This is a genomic window from Hyphomicrobium sp. B1 (assembly GCF_049532635.1).
GTDB lineage: Bacteria > Pseudomonadota > Alphaproteobacteria > Rhizobiales > Hyphomicrobiaceae > Hyphomicrobium_B.
In genome coordinates this window covers 2510886-2523063 of record NZ_CP134871.1, presented here as the reverse complement: position 1 = coordinate 2523063, position 12178 = coordinate 2510886, and the positions used below count along the sequence as shown (strand labels likewise).

At 61.2% G+C, this 12178-nt stretch carries 9 protein-coding genes and 1 pseudogene; 4 read left to right on the top strand and 6 right to left on the bottom strand.

Annotated features, from left to right (window positions below):
* Positions 1-237: 237 nt before the first annotated feature.
* A complete protein-coding gene (locus RLW55_RS12075) occupies positions 238-375 on the bottom strand; it encodes a hypothetical protein (RefSeq protein ID WP_155831253.1) in 138 nt (45 codons plus the stop codon).
* A gap of 257 nt (positions 376-632) precedes the next feature.
* Between RLW55_RS12075 and RLW55_RS12070 the strand changes: the two genes are divergently transcribed.
* Together RLW55_RS12070 and lexA are read left to right on the top strand one after the other, a co-directional pair.
* Positions 633-1604, top strand: a complete 972-nt coding sequence (locus RLW55_RS12070) for a hypothetical protein (RefSeq protein WP_423414316.1) — start codon at positions 633-635, stop codon at positions 1602-1604.
* A 357-nt stretch (positions 1605-1961) separates the two neighbouring features.
* Positions 1962-2702, top strand: coding sequence for a transcriptional repressor LexA (gene lexA / locus RLW55_RS12065; protein WP_423414315.1), 741 nt, complete (start codon positions 1962-1964; stop codon positions 2700-2702).
* A 58-nt stretch (positions 2703-2760) separates the two neighbouring features.
* On the opposite strand, the gene RLW55_RS12060 is transcribed toward lexA, so the two are convergent.
* On the bottom strand, positions 2761-5106 hold the full coding sequence (locus RLW55_RS12060) for a ComEC/Rec2 family competence protein (RefSeq protein ID WP_423414314.1): 2346 nt from the start codon (positions 5104-5106) through the stop codon (positions 2761-2763).
* A gap of 71 nt (positions 5107-5177) precedes the next feature.
* On the opposite strand from RLW55_RS12060, the gene gltX reads away from it, so the two are divergent.
* Both gltX and gltA read left to right on the top strand, forming a co-directional pair.
* A complete protein-coding gene (gltX, locus tag RLW55_RS12055; RefSeq protein ID WP_423414313.1) occupies positions 5178-6743 on the top strand; it encodes a glutamate--tRNA ligase in 1566 nt (521 codons plus the stop codon).
* A 326-nt stretch (positions 6744-7069) separates the two neighbouring features.
* Entirely contained in the window at positions 7070-8380 is a 1311-nt protein-coding gene (gene gltA / locus RLW55_RS12050; RefSeq protein ID WP_013948475.1) for a citrate synthase, read from the top strand.
* Here gltA and lpxB read toward each other — a convergent pair.
* From lpxB to fabZ, 4 genes and pseudogenes are all read right to left on the bottom strand, one after another.
* A complete protein-coding gene (gene lpxB, locus RLW55_RS12045) occupies positions 8377-9555 on the bottom strand; it encodes a lipid-A-disaccharide synthase (protein WP_423416413.1) in 1179 nt (392 codons plus the stop codon). The genes gltA and lpxB overlap by 4 nt on opposite strands.
* Positions 9556-10026: 471 nt before the next feature.
* Positions 10027-10839, bottom strand: a pseudogene (locus tag RLW55_RS12040) (LpxI family protein); the annotation flags it as partial.
* Between the two features lie 11 nt (positions 10840-10850).
* Positions 10851-11657, bottom strand: coding sequence for an acyl-ACP--UDP-N-acetylglucosamine O-acyltransferase (lpxA, locus tag RLW55_RS12035; RefSeq protein ID WP_013948477.1), 807 nt, complete (start codon positions 11655-11657; stop codon positions 10851-10853).
* Positions 11650-12153, bottom strand: a complete 504-nt coding sequence (fabZ, locus tag RLW55_RS12030) for a 3-hydroxyacyl-ACP dehydratase FabZ (protein ID WP_013948478.1) — start codon at positions 12151-12153, stop codon at positions 11650-11652. Before fabZ ends, lpxA begins: the two co-directional genes overlap by 8 nt.
* Positions 12154-12178 lie beyond the last annotated feature (25 nt).

The following is a 12178-nucleotide window of genomic DNA, read 5'->3' as shown; positions in this document are numbered from 1 at the left end:
ACCGTGCTCGCGACCCTGTTCTCAGGCTGTCACGGAGCGGATCGGTTCCGAGACTTCAAATGCCACGACCCAGCCGCGGAACCCGTCCGCTTCGTGCTTTATACTTGGTGCAACCGACTCTGCTCCGCAGAGCCGGCCGGTTGCACACGCCTGTGTCTTCGTTCTTTGAAATTGATGGCGCTAATGACGGCGTTCCGCGAGCCGGGCGCTATGCGAGGGGCTGCGCAAATCCGTGCGTCAATGCCCGCGCCAGGAGCCGTGCACGCCCGGAACGAAATGACGGCTCATGTTGCCGCCGGTGATGGCGTCGGTCACAAGCGTCCCGATTACGGTGACAATGACCCCAATGATGATTTGAGAAAACAAACCTCGCATTGTTCGCACGATGCTCCACCCCAACGGCAAAAGTATGAAACGCCCGGGTCGATAAACAGACATGCGACGTCTTTCCGTCGGTTCTTTGTTTGGTGCTGGCGTCTCCCAGATCATCTATGGACGATGGAAGAGATTGTCGGACTGATGGATGAAGTAGCGCCAAAGCCAGGACGCCCAAAGACGTATAAGAAGCGGATTGCCGCCTGAGAATTTGCCGCGATAGGATGCGAGTGTGAGGTTGGAAAACGTGTGAATTGATGCCAAAGATAGTCAGAGATGTTTTGGGTGCTTTATTTATCGGCCTTTTTTGTTCTCTGACCGTCTTTAGTTTGGGCGCCGTCTTCGGTGCGGACCAGCCACAACAACAACCCCAACCCTGCGCACAGTACTCACAGGAAGACAACAAGCGTTTGCTCGGCGAAACCTTTCGGGAGCGGCTGACGTCTGATCCGGTCGCGTTCTTCACTCTTTGGCTGACTGTTTTCACCGCCGTTCTCGCCATCTCTACCATAGGCCTTTGGATCGTCACTTGGCGCGCATCCGTCGCCCAAGCACGCGATATGGATCGATCGATTAAGGCGACCGCTGATTCCGCTGACGCCGCCAAAAAATCCGCCGAAGTCGCCGAAAGAAGCCTTCACGAATTGAATAGGGCGTTTGTCTTCTTCAAGCGGATTGCTTTTGAGGAAGAGTCTGGAAAGGGAATGAATGTCGTGGTCACGTGGGAGAACATCGGAAACACGCAAACTGTTCAGATGAGATCCGCCATAACTTGGCAAGCCTTTCCACCCGCCATTTGGTCTGGGTTCAATTATCCAAATGCCGCTCCAGGTGGCCCAAGCTCTATTGGACCAAAAGGCACCAGAACCATGCTCCCGGTGCTGATCCCAGAAGCTAACCTGCGTGAAGTGCTCGCTGGTAGAGCACGCATCCTTGCGTATGGCTGGACTGAATACGATGACATTTTCGCGCAAGTAGCCCATACGGATAGACATAGAACGGAGTTTTGCATGGAAGTTCTCGTGCGGCTCCAGCCTGGAGGCAGCGGGATGATCGTCAGCGATCGAACCCACACAGAGTACAACGGCGCTGAGCGCGAGTGCGGCCAGCGTTTTCGCGATGCGCAGAGACTGCGGCCCCGCCTTGCCGAGGCTGAAATCCTTGAACAGCCGGATACTTTGGTTGCAACCGCCACAACTGGACCGCGCCCCGAAACGACCGAAAACTAGCTTCTGGCGTTTGCGCCCTAATACCAGGGATTCACCTTCATGAATTCCGCTCAAGGCAACGACATCAGCGTATAGATGGAGGGCGGCCCAAGCCGCCAGTGCCCGCACGGCGCGCCCCCCTACACGCCCCCCCCCCCCAAATCATGATGCCATTCCCGCCATTTGCTGCTCTTCGGCACCACTGGCCGGAAAATTCAAACTGCGACACGACCTATTGACTTGCATGGGTTGCGGAACGAGACGAGAACGGTTAGGGTACATACACGATTTGTACTGTGAATGAGCGGGCGGTATTTCGGTGGTCAGCGTCTCAGCCCGCCGCGCTTGCCAGCCAGGAAAGGCTTGAGACGAACCGCTATGCTCACCGAAAAGCAGAAAGACCTCCTCCTCTTCATCCATGCGCGCATGCAGGAGCGCGGCGTGCCGCCCTCATTCGACGAGATGAAGGATGCGCTGGATCTCAGGTCGAAGTCCGGCATTCACCGGCTGATCACCGCTCTGGTGGAACGCGGGTTCATCCGCCGCTTGCCGCACCGGGCGCGGGCCATCGAAGTCATCAAGCTGCCGGACAATCAGGTTGGCTTGCCGTCCGCGGCACAGGGTGCCAGCACGGCCGCAGCACCGCAGCGGGGCTTCCAGCCAAGCGTGATCGAAGGCTCCGGTCCGCCGAAGACGAATGTGGCCACGCCGCCGCCGTCGCACGTCATTGACGCGCGGACGGTGTCGATCCCGGTCATGGGCCGCATCGCCGCCGGTACGCCGATCAGCGCCATTCAGAACCACACGCACGACATTGCGGTGCCACCCGACATCCTGACCAACGGCGAGCACTTTGCGCTGGAGGTCAAAGGCGATTCGATGATCGAGGCGGGCATCCATGACGGCGATACCGTCATCATCCGGCGCTGCAATACGGCGGAGAACGGCGATATCATCGTGGCGCTGGTCGAGGGCGAGGAAGCGACGCTGAAACGGCTGCGCAAGAAGGGCTCGACTATTGCGCTCGAAGCCGCGAACCCCGAATTCAAGACGCGGATTTTCGGACCCGACCAGATCGACATTCAGGGGCGCCTCGTCGGCTTGATGCGGCGGTATTGAGCGGCGGTTCGCCGCCATGCGTCGACCGAGCTAGAACGACGCGGCGCAGCGTCGATGGCTAACGACCGCTTTCGGCGTCCGGCTCAGTGAGATCTTCCGCTTCGAGTTCCGCCCCCTCACCCGGATCGACGTCGGCTGATGTGCGTGTTTCGGGTTCTGCTTCGGCCGTCCGGGCAGGTTCGGCAGCCGGGGCGCCCGCCGGGGGGGGCGGGGCCTGCAGAATACGGGGTTTCGGCAGCACTACCTGCTTTCGCTCCGGCGTCTCGCTCCAAGGTCGTTCGCCGCGATGGGCCGCGACCGTTTCAAGACGGATTTTGGGCTCCGGACTGTCGTTGCCGCGGTCGACGTAAAGGGCGTAAGCACCATTGCGCCAGCGATCGAAAACGTCGACGACCGTTCGCGGCACGGCGCAATTGCCGGGCTTGGGCGTATCGAGCACAAGCACGTCGGCGTTGAGGCAATCGTCGGTCACGGCAGCGGGATGGCGCGCGACCGCGACGGTCGCGCCTTTGACATGCGCGATGCAGCCGACAGCGTCGCAAGTAAAGCCTTCGCCGGTCTTGGCATCGCGCGCCGTTCGGGAATCGCCGTCGTATTCGAGCCAGCGGTCGAGGTCGTATTTCGTGCCCTTGCCCGGCATGGCGTCGAGCTTGCCCGAGTCATCGCGCACGGCGACAAGCAAACCTTTCTGTCCGACCAGAACATCAGGGCGCGGCATCCAAGGCGCAACAAGCAAACCGGCGCCGACAAGTGCAACGCCGAGAAGCCTGATCCGCGTCTGCCAAAGCAAAAACCAGATGCCGCCCGTGAGCATCAGCACGAAAGCCAGTTCAGGGATCGCTGGAATATGTCCGACAGCGCCCGGCAACGCGCCGACTTCGTTCGCACACCACGTCATGCCTTCGATGCCCCAGCCCATCAGCTTCAGGCCGAGCCATTCGAGGCCGAACGGCATCAGCACCATCGCGACGAGCGCCGCCGGCATGACGATCAGGTTGCAGATCGGAATGGCGATCATGTTCGCGAGCACGGCATACTGCTGGCTCTGGTGAAAATTATAGGCCGCGAACGGCGCGACCGCGACGCTTGCGATCAACGTCGAGGCGATGATCTCACCGAAGAAGACGACGACGCGCATGACGGGATGCGGCTTCTGCTCGCGATTGAACAGGCTGCTCAGAAATTCGTGCGAGGCGATCAGCGCGGTTACGGCGGCAAACGACATCTGAAAGCCCGCGTCGAGCAGGCTCTCGGGATAAGCCAACAGAATAAGGATCGCCGCGAGCGCGACGTTGCGCAACGCAAGCGCAGGGCGATCAATCAGCATGGCGCCGAAGATGATGAAGATCATCAGCGCCGAGCGCACGGTTGCGAACTGGCCTCCCGAAATCGCGAGATAGGCGACCGCGCTGATGATGCCGAGCGCAGCGGCGATCTTTTTGATCGGCATCGTCAAGGCGACACGCGGGATCGCAGCGAGGATCAGGCGGATCGAAAAGAAAACAGCGCCTGCTGCAATCACCATGTGCAGGCCGGAGATCGAGAGAATGTGAAACAGTCCGGAATTCTTGAACGCGTTGTTCGTCTCGGCACTGATGCCGCCGCGCTCGCCGGTGATGAGGGCAAGCGCGATTTCGCCGGTTTCGCCGGGAAGCGCCGCACGGATGCGCGCGGCGATTGCCTGGCGGATATTTTCAATGGAGCGGCGATACCACTGGACGATGCTATTGGGGTCGAGGTGGCCTTCGATCGTTGGCGCTGCGAATGCGTAGCCGACGCCGCCGACAGATTCGAACCAAGCGGTGCGCGCGTAATCGAAGCCGCCTGGAAGCGCTGGCTTTGCCGGCGGTGAGAGATTGGCTTTGATGCGGATCTTGTCGCCCGGTGCGGCGCGCGTTTTGGACGACATCGTGCGGATGCGCACGACGGCAGGCGTATCGGCTGCAGCGAGATTTGCGATTTTGGGGTTGGCAATCGTCAGTCGCTGGCCACGCGGCAGCTTGGCCTCGACCATTGTCACGGTGCCTGAGACTTCAACGCTGTGCAGCGCCTTGGTCAGAACGGGCGCGCGGACCGCTTCGACGCGCAGCTTGGCGATGCCAAAGCCCGCACCGATCAGAACCAGCGCCATCATCAGTGTCGCGGCGAGCGTGCCGGAGCGCACTGTCAGGCGCAAAATCACGGCGAGTGCCAGCGGCGCGAACGCTACGATCAGCGCCGGCTCCATTGGGAGCGCGAAATAGGCGGCAATTCCGGCACCGAGGCAAACGGGCGCCCAAAGGAAAAAGCTCTGCCGTTCAGCTTCAAACAACAGGGCAGCGCGGCTCATGCCGTGGTCGGCATAGCCTGGAAATGCGACGTCCGGTCCCCGCGCTTCGACCGACATGCCCTGTCCATGACGCATCGGGAACGGGAATTTTCCGCCCCCTTAACTTGTCCCATCTCACATGCTACGAGCGGAGCCTCAATCCCTCAATGGCAGACAGAACAAAAGGTCCAAAGGCCGAGACCATGACACCCAGCGCGCCCATCGTTCGATTTGCACCCTCGCCCACCGGATTTCTCCATATCGGCGGCGCACGGACGGCGCTATTCAACTGGCTTTATGCGCGTGGGCGTGGCGGCCGCTTTTTGCTGCGCATCGAAGATACGGACCGGGAACGCAACAACGAGGCGGCGGTCGCGGCGATCCTCGATGGCGTCAAGTGGCTTAGCCTCGACTGGGACGGCGATGTGATTTCGCAGTTCTCGCGCGCCGACCGGCATCGCGAGGTGGCGAACGAGCTGCTGGCGCGCGGCGCCGCCTATTACTGCTATTCTTCGCCCGCCGAGATCGAAGCGGCACGTGAGAAAGCCAAAGCCGAGGGGCGACCGCAGATTTTCCTGTCGCCCTGGCGCGACCGCGATCCGAGTGACGCACCGAAGGACGTAAAGCCCGCTGTCCGCCTCAAGGCACCGCGCGACGGCGAGACGATCGTCAACGATCACGTGCAGGGACGCGTTGCCTTTCCGAATAAGGATCTCGATGATCTGATTATCCTCAGATCGGATGGCAACCCGACGTACAATCTCGCGGTCGTAGTCGACGATCACGACATGGAAATCACGCACGTCATTCGCGGCGCCGATCACCTGACCAACTCGGCGCGGCAGACACAAATCTACAATGGCATGGGCTGGACGGTGCCCGATTTTGCGCACGTGCCGCTCATTCACGGCGCGGACGGCGCGAAACTTTCGAAGCGTCATGGCGCACAGGGCGTCGAAGAATATCGCGACATGGGCTATCTGCCGGTGGCGTTGCGCAATTATCTCGTCCGCCTCGGTTGGAGCCACGGCGACGACGAGATTATTTCGACGGAGGACCTGATCCGCTGGTTCGACATCGATAACATCAACAAGAGTGCGGCGCGGCTCGACTTTAAGAAGCTCGACGATCTCAATGGCCATTACATTCGCGCGGCCTCCGACGATGAGTTGGCTGCGCACGTGCGCGGAATGCTGCCGCACCTGAATTTTTCAGCGCTTGCCGAGATCGCGCCGGACCCAAAGGCTCCGCCGCGATCCGACGTCGCTCTCGCGCGCGAAGTGCTGCGCCAGCTTCCGGCCGTGCAGTCGGGAAAAGACCTGGCGGATCTCTTTGCGGCGAAAGGCTGGGAGACGTTCACGCGCGCAATTCCGTCGCTGAAAGAACGCTCGAAGACGCTCGCCGAGTTGGTTGGCGGCGCATTGTTCATTGTCGCTCAGCGTCCGCTGAAGCTCGAAGACAAGGCAGCGAAGCTTTTGAATGCAGAGGGCCGGGCTTCGAACGCCGAAGTGGTCAAGCTGCTCTCGGAGGTTTCCGCGGAGCAATGGACCTCGGCGTTGCTCGAAGCCAAGGTGAAGTCCTACGTCGAAGAGAAAGCGTTAAAGCTCGGCAACGTCGCGCAACCGCTGCGCGCGGCGCTGACGGGGCGCGCAGTCTCGCCGCCGGTCTTCGACGTCCTTGAAGTGCTGGGACGCGACGAAAGTCTAGGCCGGATTGCCGATACCGCAGCGTAAACGCTAATTTCCGGCTTCGAATGCGATCCTCGGGCTTGTTCCGAAGATCGACGGGAAACTAGCGAGCGGCCGCACTGTATCATCGGCTTTGCCTTTCAGGATGACCGTATCAGACGGACTGTATCCGGGCTGTTTTCAGCATTCATATCCCACTTAACGATCTCTTGCCGCACCGCAAAAAATCCGGTAAATCCTGGTTTGCCGATTGCTTCTGTGAAGGCCGCCGAACGTTCTCCAGGGTCCTTAAGCATACGGGCCCACCCGTCGGGGAATGCGATAGTTACTTCAGGCGTCGGTAGTGTCTTCCCCGGGGCGAGGTGGCGATCATGAACATCCACGACAAGGCGGCGAAGGGCACAGCGAAGCCCAGCGCAACATTGACGGTCGAGAACAAGCAGGTCGAGCTTTCGGTTCGCTCCGGCACCATCGGCCCGGACGTCATCGACGTCGGCAATCTCTACAAAGAGACAGGCTGCTTCACGTACGACCCCGGCTTCACGTCGACGGCGAACTGCAAAAGCTCGATCACGTATATCGACGGTGACAAGGGCGAATTGCTCTATCGCGGCTATCCGATCGACCAGCTCGCCGAGAACACGAATTTCCTCGCGGTCTGCTACCTGCTGCTTTACGGGGAGCTGCCGACGAACGCCGAGTTCATCAACTTCCGCAAGACGATCACGAACCATACGATGGTTCACGAACAGATGACGCGGTTCTTCACCGGCTACCGGCGCGACGCGCATCCGATGGCGGTGATGGTCGGCACGGTCGGCGCGCTGTCGTCATTCTATCACGACTCGACCGACATCAACGATCCGGCGCAGCGCGAGGTCGCGAGCCAGCGCATGATCGCCAAGATGCCGACGATCGCGGCAATGGCCTACAAATATTCGATGGGCCAGCCCTTCATCTATCCGCGCAACGATCTCGATTACACGTCGAACTTCCTGCAGATGTGCTTCGCCGTTCCATGCGAGCCCTACATCGTCAATCCGATCATCTCGCGCGCGCTCGATCGCATCTTCATCCTGCACGCCGACCATGAGCAGAATGCTTCGACCTCGACAGTTCGCCTTGCGGGCTCGTCCGGCGCCAATCCATTTGCCTGCATCTCGGCGGGCATCGCCTGTCTTTGGGGTCCGGCACATGGCGGCGCCAACGAAGCCGCGCTCAACATGCTGAAAGAGATCGGCACGGTTGATCGCGTTCCCGAGTACGTGAAGAAGGCGAAGGATAAGACATCGGGCTTCCGCCTCATGGGCTTCGGCCATCGCGTCTACAAGAACTACGATCCGCGCGCCAAGGTGATGCAGAAGACCTGCCACGAGGTGCTCGATGCGCTCGGCCACAAGGACGATCCGCTCTTGAAGGTCGCAATCGAGCTTGAGCGCATTGCGCTGCAGGATGAGTACTTCATTGAGAAGAAGCTCTATCCGAACATCGACTTCTATTCGGGCATCACTCTGCGCGCGATGGGCTTCCCGGTCGACATGTTCACGGTGCTGTTCGCCGTGGCTCGCACCGTGGGCTGGATCGCGCAGTGGAAAGAAATGATCGAAGATCCGGAGCAGCGCATCGGCCGTCCGCGCCAGCTCTACATCGGTCCGGCACGCCGCGATTTTCCGGCGGCCTAAGCCTTCACGACAGACAGAACAACATCGGCCGCCGCCTCGCTTGGACTTGAGGCGGCGAGCTGCATTTTGGCAGGCGCCAGCGAGAGGCCTTCGAGCTGGGCTGCGCGTTCAGGTGTTTCGCCGAACAACGGTTTCAGCGCGGCTTCGAGATTTTCCGCCGTGCAGGCCTCCTGTAGAAATTCCGGATAGACGTTCTTACCGATGACGAGGTTTGCCAGCACGACGCTCGGCACCTTCAGCAGGAAGCGCAGGTTCGCGATCACTTTATCGACTTTGTAGGCGACGACCGCGGGCGTCTGCGCGAGCGCCAGTTCGAGCGTCACCGTACCGGAAGCGGCGAGCGCGGCGCGGGCCAATCGCATCGCGGCGTATTTGTCGTCGCTCTCAACGATGTGCGGACGCGGCGTCCAGTTTGCGGTTTTTTCCACGATGCGGTCGCGGACGTGGCGCACCGCTGGAATAACGACTTCGATCGGTCCGATAGCACCGGCCAGCTGCGACACCGCTTCTCCGAAGACGTCGATCAGGCGCTCGACCTCGGATGTTCGGCTGCCGGGAAGAACGAGAAGGACCGGGCGCGTCGGATCGAGATGCAAGCGCGCGGAAAGAGCCGCGGCGTCGGCGTTCTGGATTTCGGCAAGCTTTTCGATCAGCGGATGGCCGACATAGGTGCATGCAGGTCCGCCGAGACGCGCGTGCGCTTCCGGCTCGAACGGCAGCAGTGCCAAGATATGATCGACATACGGGCGCATCTTTTTTGCGCGTCCGGGACGCCAAGCCCAAACGCTCGGGCTGACGTAGTCGACAATCGGGATCTGCGGTGCGCGCTTCCTGATGCGCTTTGCGATTGGGTGCGTGAACTCCGGGCTGTCGATGATGACGACGAGATCAGGCGCGAAGCGAAGCGCGGCATCGACCGTCTGATAGACGCGGCGCACGATGCGCGGCAGCTTCGGCAGGATCGACAGCGGCCCCATGACCGCGACGTCTTCGATCGAGAAGAGCGACGAGAAACCCTCGCGCGCCATATCTTGCCCGCCGACACCGGCAAAGGTGATGTCGCCCGCATATCGCTTCTTCAGCGCATGGATCAGCTTGCCGCCAAGTGCGTCGCCGGAATGCTCACCCGCGACGACAAAAATCTTTAACGGTCGCGATGTGGATTGCGATGTCATCGTTCGAGCCGTGCCTCGTGCGGTTGCCGGTGCTGCAGTCGTTGCGACGAACATCGCTAATTCGTTTGCCGCCGTGATGACAGGCGGAGAGATTACTGCTTCGGTTGCGACGACGCCGAGAAGATGCGCGGCGTTGGCGACCTTTATGAAATCTGGGGTGAGAGCTTGCCCTGCGCCGACGACGACCAAGCCGCGCCGCTTGGCATTGTTGCCGCGAAGATCGCGAACACGGGCGATGACGTCGGACGGGTCTTCAGTCGTGCCGACAGCGAGTACGCGGCCACGGTCGATGACGACGGCTGATCCGCCGCCGAAATGTTCGAGGGCCGACAAAATGCCCGCAGCGCGCGTCACGTCTTTATCGGCTGCTTCGTAGGCGGTCATATGACCAAGCGTGGTCATGCGCGATGACGGCGGATTCGCAGCAAGCGGGGTGCGCTCGCCATCTTTCACGCCGGTCACGAAATGGCCTTGCGCATCGGCGCCCGCGATCATGTCGTTGCGGTTCACGGCGATGACGTGGTCTGCCATCACGGCGATGCCTGCCAATCCTGCTGCGGCGGCATTCGCAACCGTATCGGGTCCGATGGTCGGAAGATCGACGCGCATGTCCTGTCCGGGCTTCGGGCGCTTGACGAGTACGCCTGCGCGTTCGCGCATTCCATGCGCAGCCCGGCGTTCGGCGACGCGCTTCAGCATGCGATCTGTGCCTTCCGCGCCTTCGATGGCTTCGATCTCGCCACGCGTGACGACGACAGCCTGGCCGATATCGTAGCGGCCGAGCGCGGCAACGAGATCGAACCCGCGGGCGATGTCGGCAGCGTCGCCATCGGAGGGACGCGCTTTCGTCAGGCCGCCTTCGGCAACGATCAATTCCGGTGCGACATCGCCGACGCTCAAGATGTGAAGACCAAGGGCTTCAAATTGCGCGAGCACGCCGCGCAGCACAGCATCGTCACCGCCTGCTTTCAGCAACTTCACGACGGCCGGGACGAGACGCAGAAACGTGAGATCGGGACGCGCCGTGGCAAACGATGGGCGGCCGTAGCCGCCAATGAGCACGGCGTCAGTGATGCCAGCATTGCGGAACGCAGCCATCGCGCGGCCGGGCTGTGCCCAATTGACGATCGTATGTGGAAAGGCCGCTAAGGCCGGATCGGCTGCGCCTTCGACCATGACAACGTGAACGCTGCCGCCTTGACGCGCGATGCTTCGAGCGACCTCAAGCGGCAACGATCCTGAGCCCGCGATGATCCCGATGCGCTTCGTCGTCGCCTCGCCCATCGCGCGTAAGCTCAGTCTTCAGCGCCGTTCTTCGGCGTGCACAGAGAACGTTTGCCGCCCTGGCGGATGAAGGCCAGGATTTCCTGCACGGAGGCGTGGCCCGCGAATTCCTCGGCGACGTCTTCCATGCGTTCTACGAGCGTGCCTTCGGCCGCGAACAGCAGGCGATAGGCGCGGCGGAGATCGTGGATGTCGTTGCGCGAGAAGCCGCGCCGCTGCAAGCCGACGATATTGAGGCCCGATAGATAGGCGCGATTGCCGAGCGCCATGCCGTACGGAATGAGATCGTTCTCAAGGCCAGACATGCCGCCGACGAAGGCGTGATGACCAACACGAGCGAACTGGATCACGGCCGCGCCGCCGCCGATAATTGCGAAGTCCCCGACGTTACAATGGCCCGCCAGCATGACGTTGTTCGAAAAGATGACGCCATTGCCGACGCGGCAATCGTGGCCGACGTGGCTGTTTGCAAGAAACGCGCAGCCGTTGCCGACCGTCGTTACCGAACCGCCGCCGGCCGTTCCGGGGTTCATCGTCACGCCTTCGCGGATGATGCAATCGGAACCGATGGACAGAGAGCACGGCTCGCCCTTGTACTTCAAATCCTGCGGCTGATGGCCGATCGAGGCGAACGGAAAGACGCGCGTGCCGGCTCCGATGTCCGTCGTGCCGGCGACGACGACATGGCTCACGAGTTCCACGCGCTCGCCAAGCTTAACCTCGCGCCCGACGACGCAGAACGGCCCGATCTTCACGCCGGGCGCAAGCGAGGCGCCGTCTTCGACGATGGCCGTCGGATGGACTTCGACCTCAGCCATTCTGGCTCGCAAATGCGCGGGCATCGGCCGTGTCGGCGAGCATGGCGCTGATCTCCGCCTCGGCGACGACCTTGCCGTTGACCTTGGCTTCGCCCTTGAAGCGCCAAACGCGGCCGCGATTGCGAACCTTCTTCACGTGAAAGTGGAGCTGATCGCCCGGTAGAACCGGCTTGCGGAATTTCGCGTTGTCGATGCCCATGAAGTAGACGAGTTCGGCCTTGTAATCCTGACCGACGTTCGAGACACAAAGCGCGCCTGCCGTCTGCGCAAGGCCTTCGATGATCAGCACGCCCGGCATGACCGGAAACTGCGGAAAGTGCCCCTGGAAAAACGGCTCGTTGATCGTCACGTTCTTGACGCCGACGCAGCTTTCATCGCCGTCCATATCGTAGATGCGATCGACGAGCAGGAACGGGTAGCGATGGGGCAATAGCTGCATCACGCGATTGATATCCGCGGTCCCGAGAACCTTGCCCGCTGGTGCCTTGCCTTCCATCGTCGTCTGCTCCAAAAAATTGTGA